This is a genomic window from Methylobacterium sp. NPDC080182 (genome assembly GCF_050281105.1).
Classification (GTDB): domain Bacteria; phylum Pseudomonadota; class Alphaproteobacteria; order Rhizobiales; family Beijerinckiaceae; genus Methylobacterium.
The window spans coordinates 255,361-270,072 of sequence record NZ_JBNNWO010000010.1 but is presented as its reverse complement, the minus strand read 5'-3'; the positions used below and the strand labels follow the sequence as shown (position 1 = coordinate 270,072).

14 protein-coding genes are annotated in these 14,712 nt (G+C 67.4%); 8 read left to right on the top strand and 6 right to left on the bottom strand.

The annotated features are described in order from the left end of the window. The 4 genes from ACQKQD_RS19310 to ACQKQD_RS19295 form a co-directional block, all read left to right on the top strand. A partial coding sequence (locus ACQKQD_RS19310; protein ID WP_280141984.1) for a TCP-1/cpn60 chaperonin family protein occupies nt 1-463 on the top strand: 463 nt, incomplete at its 5' end. A gap of 240 nt (nt 464-703) precedes the next feature. Next, on the top strand, nt 704-1,516 hold the full coding sequence (locus ACQKQD_RS19305; RefSeq protein WP_091928774.1) for a transglutaminase-like domain-containing protein: 813 nt from the start codon (nt 704-706) through the stop codon (nt 1,514-1,516). A 271-nt stretch (nt 1,517-1,787) separates the two neighbouring features. Further along, nucleotides 1,788-1,910, top strand: coding sequence for a hypothetical protein (locus ACQKQD_RS19300; RefSeq protein ID WP_427509292.1), 123 nt, complete (start codon nt 1,788-1,790; stop codon nt 1,908-1,910). 18 nt (nt 1,911-1,928) lie between these two features. Next, entirely contained in the window at nt 1,929-2,441 is a 513-nt protein-coding gene (locus tag ACQKQD_RS19295; protein ID WP_427509291.1) for a 3-isopropylmalate dehydratase small subunit, read from the top strand. Between the two features lie 683 nt (nt 2,442-3,124). On the opposite strand, the gene ACQKQD_RS19290 is transcribed toward ACQKQD_RS19295, so the two are convergent. From ACQKQD_RS19290 to ACQKQD_RS19275, 4 genes are all read right to left on the bottom strand, one after another. Next, entirely contained in the window at nt 3,125-4,675 is a 1,551-nt protein-coding gene (locus ACQKQD_RS19290; RefSeq protein WP_427509290.1) for a DUF2235 domain-containing protein, read from the bottom strand. A 113-nt stretch (nt 4,676-4,788) separates the two neighbouring features. Next, nucleotides 4,789-5,817, bottom strand: a complete 1,029-nt coding sequence (locus tag ACQKQD_RS19285; protein WP_427509289.1) for a CBASS cGAMP-activated phospholipase — start codon at nt 5,815-5,817, stop codon at nt 4,789-4,791. Next, a complete protein-coding gene (locus ACQKQD_RS19280; protein WP_427509288.1) occupies nt 5,814-6,284 on the bottom strand; it encodes a hypothetical protein in 471 nt (156 codons plus the stop codon). Before ACQKQD_RS19280 ends, ACQKQD_RS19285 begins: the two co-directional genes overlap by 4 nt. Then, nucleotides 6,281-7,540, bottom strand: a complete 1,260-nt coding sequence (locus ACQKQD_RS19275; protein WP_427509287.1) for a nucleotidyltransferase domain-containing protein — start codon at nt 7,538-7,540, stop codon at nt 6,281-6,283. The genes ACQKQD_RS19280 and ACQKQD_RS19275 overlap by 4 nt, the downstream gene beginning before the upstream one ends. Before the next feature lie 198 nt (nt 7,541-7,738). Here ACQKQD_RS19275 and ACQKQD_RS19270 point away from each other — a divergent pair, with 198 nt between their 5' ends. From ACQKQD_RS19270 to ACQKQD_RS19255, 4 genes are all read left to right on the top strand, one after another. After that, nucleotides 7,739-8,302, top strand: coding sequence for a hypothetical protein (locus tag ACQKQD_RS19270; protein WP_427509286.1), 564 nt, complete (start codon nt 7,739-7,741; stop codon nt 8,300-8,302). Next, nucleotides 8,299-8,868: a hypothetical protein gene (locus ACQKQD_RS19265; RefSeq protein ID WP_427509285.1), complete on the top strand. Its 570-nt coding sequence runs from the start codon at nt 8,299-8,301 to the stop codon at nt 8,866-8,868. The genes ACQKQD_RS19270 and ACQKQD_RS19265 overlap by 4 nt, the downstream gene beginning before the upstream one ends. Nucleotides 8,869-8,884: 16 nt before the next feature. Continuing rightward, on the top strand, nt 8,885-12,304 hold the full coding sequence (locus tag ACQKQD_RS19260) for a UvrD-helicase domain-containing protein (RefSeq protein ID WP_427509284.1): 3,420 nt from the start codon (nt 8,885-8,887) through the stop codon (nt 12,302-12,304). Between the two features lie 387 nt (nt 12,305-12,691). After that, the gene (locus ACQKQD_RS19255; protein ID WP_427509283.1) at nt 12,692-13,003 is read left to right on the top strand and encodes a hypothetical protein; all 312 of its coding nucleotides are present in this window, start codon (nt 12,692-12,694) and stop codon (nt 13,001-13,003) included. Nucleotides 13,004-13,157: 154 nt separating this feature from the next. Here the strand turns inward: ACQKQD_RS19255 and ACQKQD_RS19250 are convergent, their stop codons facing one another. Further along, nucleotides 13,158-13,760 carry a hypothetical protein gene (locus ACQKQD_RS19250; RefSeq protein ID WP_427509282.1) on the bottom strand — a complete coding sequence of 201 codons (603 nt, stop codon included), beginning with the start codon at nt 13,758-13,760 and terminating at the stop codon, nt 13,158-13,160. Nucleotides 13,761-13,848: 88 nt separating this feature from the next. Then, complete coding sequence (locus ACQKQD_RS19245) at nt 13,849-14,424, bottom strand: hypothetical protein (RefSeq protein ID WP_427509281.1); 576 nt, start codon at nt 14,422-14,424, stop codon at nt 13,849-13,851. Nucleotides 14,425-14,712 lie beyond the last annotated feature (288 nt).

The following is a 14,712-nucleotide window of genomic DNA, read 5'->3' as shown; positions in this document are numbered from 1 at the left end:
GAAGAAGGACCGCGTCGACGACGCCCTCAACGCCACCCGCGCGGCGGTCGAGGAAGGCATCGTCCCGGGCGGCGGCACCGCGCTGCTGCGCGCCACGGCAGCTGTTCGGGCTCTTTCGAACGACAACCCCGACGTGCAGGCCGGCATCAAGATCGTCCTCAAGGCTCTTGAGGCCCCGCTCCGCCAGATCGCCCAGAACGCGGGCGTCGAGGGCTCGATCGTGGTCGGCAAGATCCTGGCTGATGCCTCCTCGACCTTCGGCTTCGACGCCCAGACCGAAGCGTATGTTGATATGCTTCGGGCCGGCATCGTCGATCCGGCCAAGGTGGTCCGTGCGGCCATTCAGGGCGCGGCTTCGGTCGCCGGCCTGCTGGTGACCACCGAGGCCATGATCGCCGAGGCTCCGCGGAAGGAGGCCCCGCCGATGCCGAGCGGTGGTGGCATGGGCGGCATGGACTTCTGATCTGCCCGACCAAGTCTGGGTGATACTCGATGAGCCGGATGCCGGCTCGTCGGGGGCGCTTCACGTGGGCCGGATGAGGGGACCGGCCCCGCTCCGGTCCTGCGGGTGCACGGGATCGAGGCGTTCCCGTCTATCGGCGCTGTATCATCGAAATCGAAGCCCGCGTCTCGCGCGGTGAGGCGGCTCAAGTCGCGGGAGGCTGCGGCGGCCGATACCGAAATAAGTCTGAGGGCAACGCACATGCGCATTCTCGTCGGCTGCGAGATGACCTACGAGTTCCCGCAGCCCACCCCCATCATCGCGACGCTTAACATCCACGCATCGCGCTTCTCGGATCTCGAACGACCCGACTACTTAATCACGACCCCCGCTGTACCGGTCCAGGGCTACCGTGACAGTTTTGGGAACTGGTGCAGCCGCATGGTTGCCCCGGCTGGCCGCTTCAAGCTGCGGACCGACACGATCGTGCGGGACCCCGGCGGCGGCGACCCGGAGGTCTTCAACGCTGGGGAGACCGCCATCGAGACGTTGCCGTCGGACACGGTGCTGTTCCTCCTCGGCAGTCGGTACTGTGAGACCGATCGTCTGTCATCGATCGCCTGGGATCTGTTCGGCCACCTGCCGCCGGGCTGGGGGCGTGTGCAGGCGATCTGCGACTACGTCCATGATCGAATTACCTTCGGATACGAGCATGCGCGGGCAACGCGGACGGCCTTCGATGCATTCGAGGAGCAGCGGGGCGTCTGCCGTGATTATGCGCATCTGGCGATCGCGTTCTGCCGGTGTCTCAACATCCCGGCACGCTACTGCAACGGATATGTCAGCGACATCGGTCTGCCGCTGCCCCATGCGCCCGGCGATTTTGCCGCCTGGATGGAGGTCTTTCTCGGGGGCCGCTGGCACACATTTGATCCGCGCAACAACAGTTCACGCATCGGTCGGATTCTGATCGCCTATGGTCGGGACGCCGCGGATGTCCCGTTGACGCTGACCTTTGGCCCCAACGAACTCGTCGCGTTCCACGTGACGACGGAAGAAGCGCCTCCAATATAACCGCGGACTTCTGAATGAGGCGTTGGCTGCTTGCAGCCGTTGACCGTTTGACTACAAAAGCTATCAAGCCGCATCCAAGATACCGCGAATTCGTGTCGCGTCCTCGATGCAGGTCGATAAATGCAGCACTGATGTCTGCTTGTCGGGCGTTCTTCAAACAAGTTGAATGGCCGACTTGGGCGCAAAGCGGAACGTCCGATCCGTATCTGAAGGTCAAGGTTGCCCCTGGGCCGGCAGGAGCCCGGCAGCGCGGCAGCTCTTGGACATGATCATGCCCAAACAGTTCCTGAAAGACATCGACCGCAGCAGCCTCGACCGTGGCACGCTCCAGGACATGCACTTAGACACCGCTGGCGCGCCATGTCGCGACTTCGTGCTCAACCGGCTGGAATAGGCAAACGCGCGCGTCCTTGTGGTCGGACCGAACTTCGGTTGTGGCTCCTCGCGCGAGCATGCTGTGTGGGGCCTGATGCAGCTAGGAATCCGAGCGATCATCGGCACGACTTTCGCCGGCATCTTCAACGACAATGCCGCCAACAACGGGCTGCTGCTGATTTCGATGGAGCCCGAGGAGGTGAGCACCCTCTCGGCACTGGCGGTCGATCCCACTCGCAACCGACTGGCCATCGACCTACCCGCCCAGATGGTCCTGGCCGCGAACGGCACGCGGTTCGAGTTCGACATCTCGCCGCTGCGCAAGGACGCGCTCGTACGCGGCCTCGACGCCATCGGGACTACCCTCAACCAGGCCGACGCGATCCATGCCTTTGAGGCACGGCATCATGCCACCCAGCCCTGGCTGGTCCCACACACAAGGTTACGGTCAGCGGCCAACGGCGTTCACCTGCCTTGGGCCGCTAACCTTCGAGGACAGATCCAGCCCGGCAGCAGTGAGCGGAGAGTTCATGAGCGCCTACTGATCTAGATCCGAGCCGAAGCTGCATGCACAGGATGTGGGCCCGCTGAAGGCGTTCTACCGACGCACCGTCACGAAGCAATAGAATTTGTTAACCTTAAAGATGATCGCCTCAAATCGACTATTGCTTCGGGCAGTAAAATCAGACTATGATGTCGAGCCGCCTTCTCCCCGCCCTTAAGGGCGGCTCAACCGTTAGAGCATTTTTACCACCCTTTATTGGGTGGATGTCAGTCATATGAGGCTGGCGGCAGAGTGTTTGTCTATGTGTGATGATGACGTAACAACCGGTTGTGCGCATCTTGCTCGCGAGGTGCGCTATAGAAGTCACGATGGTCTATGCAGTGTCGTGGCTGATCCGAACGAAAAAGCAATCGATGCGGCCGTCCGAGCAGAAGTTGATCGAGATGACAGCATCGATGATATGACATACAATCAAAGTGCCGGCGGTTTTGATGGATCGTCCGTTTGGCAAGTCGAAGGCTGGAAAAACTGTAGATCGGTCTGTAAGGCCAGCATCTACATCTTGTACGAGACAGTCGTAGAATAAATAAGATTGGCCAGGCGGGCGTCGCAGTAATGCGACGCCCGTTTGTTTTAGATACTCATCTTCGCTTTTTTGTGTCCTGCCACGGTGTAGCTAGAGCAAGCCAATCACCTGCTGCCACGTAGAAAGACTAAGCATTCCTATACTATAACTCTATTCCGTAAAATTGCCTGAACTGTGAGTGATGGGCCATAGCAGCTGGGCGATACGGGGCGGTCCCATCGCACTGGATCACCGTGGAGAGACGGAAACGCTCGTCTACACTGGTGTGCACTGTCGCGTCGGGCTTGATGTCTCGGTCCTTCGCCTCCCAAGTCCTATCCTGCGCCCAGCGCCGTACCCAGCCCGGCACCCATGGGTCCGAGACGCGCGTCGCAATGGCGTCCCGCATGCCGGCCACCTCGCAGTGCTGCACGCCGGCGGCGGAAGGGTGCAGGCGCAGCCGCGGGATCCGCGTAACCTCGACCGGGTGGCGCGGATCGGCGACGGGCGGCATCCCGTCCACCTTTAGGCCGTCCGGGACGCCGACGGCCTGTTCAAGCATCCACCGGAGCGCGATGTCGGACAGCCGGGACTCGGTCTCGTCGTAGCTGCCGCCGATGTCCGAGTGGTTGCCGGCGAACCAGAACTGCCGGAACTGGTCCGGCGCGCCGGGCGTCCGCGGCGGCGTCACCTCGGTCGGCCCCCACTTTACGCGATCGAAGTCCTTGCGCCGCTCGTCGATGGCGATCGCCGCGCGGGCATAGCCGACCTGGGCGCTGAGGAGGCGGTCGAAGTTCTCACCCCTCCACTCCGCCACGTGGCTCTTCGACTTTCCCGCCTCGGGCCAGTTCTGTATGGTCTTGGTCTTCGCGGTGACGACCCGCCGCCGCACCGCTCCGGCAGTCGCGATGGAAGCGGCGACGAGGATGCTCGCAGTGATCAGGTCCGCTTTCCAGAAGGGGCCATCGAACAGGTAGGAGACGCCCCCGACCAGGGCGGAGGTCACGGCGATGGCGATACCGAGCGGGATGACGACCGCGGCCGCCAATCCAGCCTTGATCAGGGTGCGCTTCGGGCCGGCGACGCCGAGCGCAGCGACCGTGTCGAAGGTGCCGATGAAGTAGGGCTCGACGTTGGCCTTGCCACCGCCGTCGGGGTGATCCGATCCGTACCGCGCCCGGAACCGCCGCGAGAGCTCGTGCCGCTCCGCGTCGAAGTCCGCGCGCGGGTGGCCGGCACCGTGCTCCAGCACCGTCTCGACCGCTTCGCGTGCGATGTCTCGCGTCAACTTGCGGAAACGCAGGAGCGGGCCGGCCGCGCCCTGCGTGGGCACGCCGCAGTACATCAGGAGGTTCGCCACGCACCGAACCGTGTAGGCCCCTCGGCTGAAGCCGATCAGATAGATGCGGTCGCCCGGTTCGTAGTGGTCGATAATGAATCGGTAGCAGTCGGCGATGTTCGTGGTAATGCCGCGCCCCGAGAGGGAGGCGGCCATCTTTTGCACGAAGCGCACCGGCGCCGTCAGCGCCGTAGTGCCGATATCGGTGCCGAGCCCCGGGTCGTAAAACGCGACCTGCTCCGCCGGGTCGATCCCACTCTCGGGCCCGACCTTGCAGACGCGGTACAGCTTATAGACGTTGCTGACGCGCTGCTCGGGGCGGACGCCGCCATCCTGCCCGGTGCCATCGGAGAAAACCACTATATTCTTAGGCATCCGCCTGCCTCTGGAACGCCGGAGCCCGGGATGGGCGACAACCGCCTTGACGTCCTGGGCAGTGATGCCGCCCGAGACGGGTTTTCAGATTTCGGGGCGCGCCCGGGCTTGGCTCAGACGACCGGGCACGGGGTGTACGGCTCGACCTCGTCGGCCAAGAAGCTCCGCCGGATCTCGCGCCCGGCGCCCTCGACGAGGACCCGGGCCATGGCCGGCAGCTCCGCCCTTGCGCGCAGGTAATCGTCCAGCGCGATGGGGTTGTTGCTCTCCGGCGCGTCGATGCGCGTCAGTCGGTCACGCCCGATGAGCAGACCCGCCTGCCCGAGGGCGTTGTGCGACTGAGCCTTCATGGCTGCCTGGATGACGCCGCGCCACTGGATCATGCCGCCGGAGGTCTTGTTGGCGTCGACCTTGAACGCAGTCTCCCCACAGCCGAGGCTGAGCACCTGGATCTGGCCGCGGTCGATATCGAAGCAGGCGAGCGCGTCGACCACCGCGTTCATCGTCGGGTTGTTCGACCACAGGCCGCCATCGACCATCACGTAGCCGTTGTTCGACAGGGCCTCGAAGTAGGTCGGGGCGGCCGCGGTGCTCAGGGCGACCCTGACCATGCGCTCGTAGCGGTCCTTCTTGTAGGCGGGGTGGTGGGGCGTCTTGAATACGAACGGCTCGCCGTGGAATCCCTCGAAGGCGGGGATGCAGAGCCGGGTCCGGGCCTCGCCGAAGGTGGTCTCCCCGAAGATCCGCAGCAGCTCGTCTTCGAGGGGTTTGCGCTCGTAGACGTAGCGGTAGCGCTGGCGCACGAACCGGGTGAGGCGCTCGATCCGCGACGGCGGCGGGAAGATGTTGCCGCCGCGCTCGACGTAGACGTCGCAAATCTCGCGCGCCGTCAGGCCGTGGGCGAGCGCGAGGGCGATGATGCCGCCGGTCGAGGTCCCGGCGATCATGTCGAAGTGCTGGGCGACCGAGCGCCCTTCGAGGAATCGGCCCTCAAGCTCGGCGAGCACCGCGGCCGGGAGGATGCCGCAGATGCCGCCGCCGTCGACGGAGAGGATCCTGAAGGGCCGGTCCTTGGGCCACGGCAGGGGCTGCCGGCGGTCCTGCTGGGTGCCGTCGGAGCGGCGCGGGGGAACGTAGCTCATCGTCCGGCTTCCTTGGCGGCGGGGGGTTCGGCGTGCCGGCCGCCCCCGGACCACCGTCCGGTCGCGCGCCAGCCCTCGTAGCAACCGAGCCAGTCGAGGGCCCAGGGGATGGTCGTCTCGGCGATTAGGCGGAACGGGGTCCACTCGCCGGTCTCGTGGTCGAACAGGCAGAGAACTGGGTCGCCGGCCCGATCGACGTAGACGTGGGGCAGCGGGCCCTCGCCGTCCCCCGGGCGGCGCCGGAGGGCCGGCGAGATCACACGGACCTCGGGCTGCTGCTGCAGGGGGGCGATCCGCTCGACGACGAGGGGGACCTGGTACGAGACCTGCACCTCGTAGGCGAGCATGAAGGGCTTGAGCGTGCCGAGCCAGGTCGCCGCCCGCTCGGAGCGCTCGACAAGCCGGAACGACGGCCAGGAGGCCCGGATGGCCCGGTCCTGGTCCGCGATGGAGGGGAAGACGCTCACCACCGGCGCCCCCCGCGAAAGGTGTGGGCGCTCGCTCGGGCCGGCACCGCGGCGGCCGCGCCGCCGAGGCCGACCAACGCCGGGCGGCTGGGGACGTAGAGGCCACCCCGCGGCGTGTAGGCGTGGAGCCCCGACTGGATCGCCCGGCCGGTCCGGTCGTTGAATCGGCGGACCGAAGTCGAGACCACGTGGCTGCCGAAGCGCTCCCGCAGCCACTCCTGGATGTCCTCCAGGCTCGAACCGTGCTGCTTGATCCACGCGAGGCCGTCCGCGAGGTCCGTGAGCTTGGCGGCGTACTCATCCTGCTGGGCGAGGTTCTCCGGCCAGCGGTCGGTGAAGCAGTCCTCCGGGTGGACGGGGTTGACCACCCTGATGCGCTCGCGGCGGGCGCTGGCCGCGCGCAGGGCGCTCGCCACCGTGCGGGCGAGGCGGATCACCATGTCGGTGAGCGTCAGGCCCGGCCGCGAGGCCTGCGCCGCGAAGCAGGAGAGCATCACCGAGGGCGGGATGCGCCCCGTGGCCCCGGCGTAGGCCACGTTGCGGTGGCGCTTGAGAAGCTGCAGGGCGACGGTCGCCACCGCCTTCACGATGATGGGCACCTGGTCGAGGATCTCGTCGACCTCGGCGTCCGCCCGTACCTCCATGCCGTAGGCCTCGTACAGCCGCTTGTTGAAGGCGGCCGCGAACCGGCGCTCCAGCGGCGTGCGCGCCCGGTACCATTCGGCGAAGCCGTAGGCGTTCATCGGCACGTGGAAGTGCTTCGACGCGGGCTTGTCAGGGTGGGCGTGGAAGATGTGGCTGACCCGTTCCGCGCCGTGTCCCAGGCGCACCGCCGGGGTCACGTCGACGTGCATCCGGTCGGCGTAGCGCACGGTCACGCACCGGGTCTGGCGCTCGACCTTCTGGCCGGTCGGGTACCCCTCCAGCGAGCGGTACAGCAGGTCGAGCACCTCGTCCGGATCGGCATGCGGATCGAGGTCCAGCGCCGCGACGATGTCGAGGTCGTACTCGTCGTCCGTGCCGCGCGTCGACGTCGTCGCGTCGATTGCCATGCTGCCCTGCGGATAGAAGCGCAGGATGCGCCCGTTCAACGGGCTGCCGGGGCGTTCCGCGAAGTCGCGGATGGCCTCGTAGCGCCCGCCCGCCTTCGCGTGCAGGCCCGGCGGCAGCTGCACCGAGATGGCAATGTCAGCCATGACCGCGTCGAGCGCGCTGGCGAAGGGGTCGATGTCGGGGGGGTGTCGGAAGTGGCTCATGAATTCGCTCCTTGGCTGGACGCTCGTCGAGGTTGAAAACCCCTGCGTCCGTGGCATCCTGCCGAGGTATGCCGGCCAAGCTCGCGTCTCAGAATTTGGCCGGCACGGATTCTGAAAATCGCGGGCGGGGGGCATAGGGGATGTCGGTCGGACGTTTGGCCGGGCGGCCGGCTGCGGAGGCGAGCCGGGGGCGAACGGGTGGGCGATGACCTCAGCCCGGAGGAATTCGGGGCGGCCTACCGCGACCTGTCGCGCGACGACCGCAAGAAACTGGTCGTCATCGCGAAGCGGTTGTGCGGGCGCACCACGCTCAACCCGGGCGACCTCTTGAACGAGGCGATCTGCCGGACCCTGCTCGGCACGAGGCAGTGCGGTCGGGAGCTGAACGTCGTCGCCTACCTCGTGGGCGTGATGCGCAGCCTCGTCTCGCACGAGCGGGAGAAGCAGAAGCGGTCGGTCACGACCGACGACGCGGAGGAGGTCGACGCCCACATGCGCGCCCGGTTCGGCGAGAAGCCGAGGGCCGGGAGCGCGGAGGACGCCATTATCGACGCCCAGGAGAGGGCGAGGATCATCGGGGAGGTGTTCGAGATGTTCCGGGACCAGCCGGAGGAGCTTGCGGTGCTCGAAGCCCTCAGGGACGAGCTCGCCGGCAAGGAGCTGCGGGAGCGCACCGGGCTGGACCAGGGCGATCTCGACTACGCGAAGAAGCGCGTCAGGAAGGCGCTCTCCCTCCGCTACCCGAAAGGATGGAGATCATGAACCGAGAGACGACCAACGACGAGAGGTTCCTGGAAGCCCTGGATGACCTCTACATCGAGGGGATCCTCGCGGCCTCCCCCGAGGAGCTCAAGGCGGAGCTGCTCGCCATCGGGGAGGACCCGGACACCCTCGTCGCCATCGCGGATGCCGCCTTCGAGCGCGCCCACGCCGCGTGCGTCGCCGACACATACCCCGCCCCAACCGCTGCAGCACCGGCCGCGTCGGCGTCTGAAGGCGGGATCGACCCCTTCGCCGTACGGGCCGACGGAGGATTGCGCGGGGTGGCGCGCAGCTTCGGCTGCAACCTGAACTTTCTCGGGCGGCTAAAGGATCGGCTCATCCGCGTCGAGGATCTGAGTGCCGGGTTCCTGGCACGTCTGGCCGAGGCGCTTGGGACCGGCGCGGACGAGCTTGCCCGCTTCCTCGCGGGGCCTGCGCGGGTGCCCGTGGCCGCGCGGTTCAAGGCGGACGGCAAGCCGGAAGCCGTCGGGAAGCAATCGCTGGCCGAGGCCATCGAGAGCTCGGGTCTGAGCGACGAGCAGAAGCGGCACCTGGCATCGCTTTAGGAAGGACATCGCCGCCGTGGACGCGTTCGAGGTTGTCAGGTCGAGGGCGGCAGAGGTCCACGCGGTCGCAGTCGAGGGGGGCGCCGATCCGCTTCGCCCCCTGGATCTCGTGGTCGCGGCCATCGATGCCCACGAGATCGATCTCAGCTGGCTACGCCCGGGCGATACCTATCTTCGCGGCGGGCGCGGCCTCTACGATCCGACCCTCCCGGCCATCGCCTGCGAGGATCGGGGAGACCCGACGGCCAAGGCATTGCTCGCGGGTCACGAGCTGGGGCATGCCATCCTGCACGATCCCGACGACGTCATCGTCGACGGCGACATCGACCCGAGCCGCGCGGTGGAGGCCGCCGCCACTGGCGTGGAGAAGGTCGAGGGTTACGGGCGGCGCGAGCGCCGGGAGTTGCAGGCCGACCTGTTCGCCCGCGAGCTGGTGCTTCCGCGGGCCTTGGCGCGCCGCCTTTTCTTGGAGGATGGGCACGGTGCCGACGACATCGTCCGCCTCACCGGGCTGCCCCAAGCCCTCGTCTTCCAGCAGTTAGCCGATTGCCTGCTGCTGCCGGAGCACCGGACGCGTGCTGAGCCCGGTGCCGGGGCCGGACCTCCGCTCGACGACAGCCAGCGGGCTGCCGCCTTCCACGAGGGTACTCCGTTCCTCCTGCAGGCGGGGCCCGGTACGGGGAAGACGCGCACGCTGGTCAGCCGCATCGAACGGCTCCTCGACCGGGGCGCGGCGGCATCCGAGATCCTCGTCCTCACCTTTTCCAACAAGGCGGCGGGCGAACTCGTCGAGCGGTTGACCGCCCGCCTACCCGAGGCGGCCGCCGCTGCGTGGATCGGCACGTTCCACGGTTTCGGCCTCGACGTCCTGCGGCAGTTCCACGACCGCGAGGGGCTGCCCGACGACCCGCGGCTCGTGGACAAGGCCGACGCCGTCGGCATGCTCGAAGATCTCGTTCCGCGGCTGCCGCTCCGTCACTTCCGGAACCTGCACGACCCGACGCTCGACCTAAGCGATATCCTCGCCGCGGTGTCACGGGCGAAGGACGAACTCACCCCTCCGGACGAATACCTGGCCCTTGCCGAGCGGATGGCGGAACGGGCCGGCGACGATGAGGATGCGCGGCTGCGCGCCGAGAAGGCCATCGAGGTCGCGGCGGTCTACCGCGTTTACGACGCCGAGATGCGGCGGCTAGGTCGGCTCGACTTCGGCGACCTCGTCATGCGGCCGACGCTCCTGCTGGAGCGGGACCGCAGCGCCTTGGACATCCTGCGCGCCAAGCACCGCCACATCCTCGTCGACGAGTACCAGGACGTGAACCGTGCGAGCGTCAGGCTGCTCAAGGCACTCGCGGACGGGGGTGAGCGCCTCTGGGTCGTCGGCGACTCCCGCCAATCCATCTATCGGTTCCGCGGCGCCTCCTCGGCCAATATGACGGGCTTCGAGGCCGATTTTCCCGGGCGCCGGATCGGGCGCTTGACGGTGAACTACCGTTCGTCGGCGGAAGTCGTCGCGACGTTCTCGGCCTTCGCGACCGAAATGGCCGCCTCGCGCGGCGTCCTGCCGCTCGACCTCACGGCTCACGCGGGGCCCGCCCACGCGCACCCGGAGACGCGCAAGGTCGATCGCCCGGAGGACGAGGCCGCCGCAGTCGCCGCCCGCATCCTCGAACTGCGGCAGGCGCATGGCGTAGACTTCCGGCATCAGGCCGTCCTGTGCCGCGGCAACGCCCGCCTGGCGGCGGTCGCGGCGGCGCTCGAACAACGCGACGTACCGGTGCTGTTTCTTGGTAACCTGTTCGAGCGGGACGAGGTCCGCGATCTGCTGGCCCTGCTGGCTCTGCTGGTCGACCCCAAGGCCAGCACCCTAGCCCGGGTCGCGCGCATGCCCCGGTACACGATGCCGCTCGAAGATGTCGGTCGCCTTCAGCACGTCCTCTCGCGGTGCGAGGAACCGATGGGATGGGCAACGGAATTGGCAGCCCTGCTCGGCGCTCCGGCGACGGCGTTGGCGAACCTCCTCGCCGACCTGGAAGGTCTGAGTGCGGCCAGCCGTCCCTGGGAGGCACTCTGCCGCCTGCTTTTCGACCGCCGGCACCTGCTGCCTGATCTTCGCGCGCCGCTTCGGCCCCGGGACCGGATGCGGATGGTGGCACTCTGGCAGTTCCTGGCATTCTGCCGCGACCTACCGCCGGGTCAGGGGCTTGCGATCCAGCGCTTGCTGGACCGCACGAGGCGCTTGGTTCTCCTGTCCGAGGAGCGGGATCTCCGCCAGATGCCTGCGGCTGCGGCCGCGATGGACGGGGTCCGCCTGATGACCGTCCACGCGAGCAAAGGCTTGGAGTTCGAGGCCGTGCACATCCCCGGCATGGTCGGGCAGGGATTTCCGAGCAGCGGCCGGACCCCGCGCTGTCCGCCCCCGGACGGGCTCGTCGCCGGCGCCGAGGGTTTGTCGGGCGTGGAGGCGGTCCGGCGCGGGCATGCGGAGGAAGAGGAATGCCTCTTCTTCGTGGCGGCGTCTCGGGCACGCCGCTATCTCACCCTCCTCGCGGCGTGCTGCAAGGCGAATGGAAGCGGCCGCCAGCTTTCACCCTTTCTCGACAAGGTCGCCGAAGTCGTGCGGGACGTACCCGATCCTCCGGTGTATCTGCGAGAGGCGCCCGAGCCTGACCGGCACCGGATCGGCGTCACGTGGGAGGGACCGCCCTCCTTCACCGCCGAGCAGATCTCTCTCTACGACCAGTGCCCCCGTCGCTTCTTCTACACGCACGTGCTGGGCGCGGCCGGCGGCCGCCACTCGACACCCTTCGTCAGGATGCACGACGTGGTGCATGACGTCTTGCGCTGGCTCAGGCAGGACGCGCGGAACTGGAGCCTGCCGCTCGAAGCGGTGAGGGCTCGCTTCGACGAGGTATGGTCCGAGAAGGGTCCGACGGAGGGATATGCCGAGGATCTGCGCCGGATGGGCTTCGAACTGGTGGAGGCGCTCATGCGGACCCGGAAGGGGCATGTCCCGGGGCTGCGCGAGCCCGTCACCATCGATCTCGGCGGCCTCGACCTCGTCGTGTTGCCCGACGAGGTGCACGGCAGCGGAGCGGCCACGGTCTACCGACGGGTACGGACCGGCCGGAGGAGGAAAGAAGAGGAGGACGATCTCGTCTACACCGCCTACCTCATGGCCGCCGGCCTGCGCCACGGCACCGGCGCGAGAGTTGAGGCAGTCCACCTAAGCGGAGATGGCGTCATGGACGTCCCGTTGACCCCAAAGAAGCGAACGAACCGCGAGCGGAAGCTGCGCCTTATCGCGGAGGGCATCCTCGCGGGCGAATTTCCCCCCGAACCTGATGAGAGGGCCTGTCCGCGATGTCCGCACTACGTAACCTGTGGCCCAAGCCCGGCCGGCATCCTGGTAATTCACCGCTCGGATAGATCATAGTTGATTTATAATTTTTATTGCCACCAGTCGATCATAGAGGAATTTAACTCCACGAGTATTAATCGTCACGGCCGACGCCGTGGATGCGACAGCAGGAGGCGCCACGCAAGGCTGAGCGAAATCTACCCGTCGCATTGTCACAGCCTCACCAGGCCTACCGAGGAAACGTGCTTCCCCCACTTTCCGTTACAGGATCGCCCCGCCTGCGTTACAGACCACCCGAGTAACGGGGCGCTCGGACATCGCACGAACACCTCCCTGCAGGGGGTCTCGATAGTTGCAGGGTACGTGCTTCCGCCCAGGGAAACGTTCACCAAGGCACGAATCGAGGGATTGCCAGGATTCGACGAGTAGCGATCTCATGTGTCCGAGAGACCGGAGGCCGCCATGAACGCACACAGCATCGTACAGCCGCTCGACGCCGGCCTGCAGCGGCTGGCAAGCGTCGCGTTCGAGCTTCATCAGGATCGCGCGTACGCCCGGCAGGAGGCTGCCTTCGACCAGCGAGAGCGGAACCTGTCCGCCGTCGGCCGGGTCGCCGCCCGGGTTCGAGACGATGCGGCCACCATCGCCGCCCTGCAGGCCGAGGTCGCCCGGCTGCGCGGCGAGACCAACTCCTGGCGCGTGCGGGCCCTCGGCGCCGAGGGCAAGCTGGCCCGCATGGCCGCCGCGATCCGCTCGATGCGCTCGGCGGCATGAGGTCGGCACGTGTGCGCACGACAGTGTGCGCAGAGATGCTGACGATGTGTGCACGGGGCAAGGCACAATAGGCCGGAGCAGGATTTCCGAACAAAAAGAGAGGGCCGCCCCGAATGCCGGGGCGGCCCTCTCTCGTTCGACGTGGCTGGGGCGGTCAGGCGGCCCGTAGCGTCGTCGTCTCCGGCTGGTCGTCGATGAGATCCTCCAGGATCGCGAGCGTCCGTTCCTGGGGTGTCTCCTCGCGGGCCGGGGCCGGCCCGACGTCCGCCTTCATGATTTCGCCGATGAACTGGACGCGGCCACCGATCTTCGCGAAACCGGGCTCGATGCGCGGCTCCCTGCAGAGCGGCAGGTCAGCGATGGCCCTGACGCCCAGGGCGTGTTCGCCAACCCGGCGCGGTCCGTGCTGCGTCAGACGCCGGAGTTCGGCATCGGAGAGGCTGGCGGCCCAGCGGACGACATCCTCGGGGATCTCGGCCATCGAGGGAGCCGGGTGCCGGCCGCCGCTGACCTTCGCCAGCGCGAAATCGAACACGCGCTGGCCGACGTCGACCGTGACGAGCGGCAGGGGGGCGCCGCCGTCGGCCGGGGGCGTCGCCGCGACCCGCTCCATGGCCTCCTCCACCTCGTCGAGGGGCGGCATCGGTAGGCTCGGGATCACCGACTTCACTACCGCCTTGCCGGCCTCCCAGACCACTTTCGTGGCCGCCGCCATCGCCGCGATGACCGCGGCCAGCATCTTGGCGAACTTCCTCATGTGACTTGTCCTTCCCGTTCGTACGTGGTCCCGCTCTCGATTGTCTCCGCACGTACGCATCCCACCAGGGCGCACGTGCGCGATTTTTTCAGGGGCCCCAGATTCGCGCCGCGGCGGCCCGGGCCTCGGGCGTGTCGCTACGGGCGATGGGCAGGCCGGCGTCGGTCATCTCCGCGTGCGAGGGTGCCCGGGCCCAGACCTGCCTGGCGGTCGCCCGCTCGATGATCGCCCAAAAGCCCGCCCACTCCACGCACGTCCCGGCTTCGTAGCCGTGGCCCTCGCGCATTCGCATCCGAGTCGTTTCGAGGCTGAGCCCGGCGGCGAGGGCGAGCCGCCGGTGGAGGCGGGCCTCGGCGCCGGCGGGGTCCATCTCATCGGCGGCTTCTTTTTCGCGCACGCGCGCGAGGGAACCGTCAGCGCCCACACGGTGGACGGCGTGCGACCCGCCCCACGGCCCGGAGCCCCGCGAGGACATTCCCACCGGCGTCGTCACGAGGAGCGTGCCGGCTTCGATGTCGAGTTCGTGGACCGCGATCAGGCCGAGGCCCTGTCCCTCGTAGCGGGCGGCCCGGAGCGGGGCGCCGTTGCAGACATGGCCCGTCGCGCGGTCGCCGACCTCGGCGGTCCAAAGCCAGCGGCTGGCGGGGGTGCGGACGGTGATCATCGAACAACTGTAGACCTGCGCCCCGGGCAATCCAAGTAGATCGCCGCGGATTTAGGGCTACACCCGCTTTCGGTCCGCTCACATAAAGACACGGAAACCGCGCATGTGTAGCACTGGCACATGCAGAAACTGCGTATTACTGTTCTACTACTTGCGGACAGCTTCCGACGCGAGCATATTGCCCTCGTCACGACTACGCGGGGCGGTCTAGTGCAGCGGCGACGGGGAACACGGCCATTATCGAGCATGACGGTGCGGGAGCGCCTCGTGCACGCCTGTGCCGCTGTC

What these genes read in the sequence shown, in the direction of transcription:
- ACQKQD_RS19305 (WP_091928774.1), top strand. Translation starts at nt 704, where the DNA reads ATGCGCATTCTCGTCGGCTGCGAGATGACCTACGAGTTCCCGCAGCCC.
- ACQKQD_RS19300 (WP_427509292.1), top strand. Translation starts at nt 1,788, where the DNA reads ATGCCCAAACAGTTCCTGAAAGACATCGACCGCAGCAGCCTCGACCGT.
- ACQKQD_RS19290 (WP_427509290.1), bottom strand. Translation starts at nt 4,675, where the DNA reads ATGCCTAAGAATATAGTGGTTTTCTCCGATGGCACCGGGCAGGATGGC.
- ACQKQD_RS19285 (WP_427509289.1), bottom strand. Translation starts at nt 5,817, where the DNA reads ATGAGCTACGTTCCCCCGCGCCGCTCCGACGGCACCCAGCAGGACCGC.
- ACQKQD_RS19275 (WP_427509287.1), bottom strand. Translation starts at nt 7,540, where the DNA reads ATGAGCCACTTCCGACACCCCCCCGACATCGACCCCTTCGCCAGCGCG.
- ACQKQD_RS19265 (WP_427509285.1), top strand. Translation starts at nt 8,299, where the DNA reads ATGAACCGAGAGACGACCAACGACGAGAGGTTCCTGGAAGCCCTGGAT.
- ACQKQD_RS19255 (WP_427509283.1), top strand. Translation starts at nt 12,692, where the DNA reads ATGAACGCACACAGCATCGTACAGCCGCTCGACGCCGGCCTGCAGCGG.
- ACQKQD_RS19250 (WP_427509282.1), bottom strand. Translation starts at nt 13,760, where the DNA reads ATGAGGAAGTTCGCCAAGATGCTGGCCGCGGTCATCGCGGCGATGGCG.
- ACQKQD_RS19245 (WP_427509281.1), bottom strand. Translation starts at nt 14,424, where the DNA reads ATGATCACCGTCCGCACCCCCGCCAGCCGCTGGCTTTGGACCGCCGAG.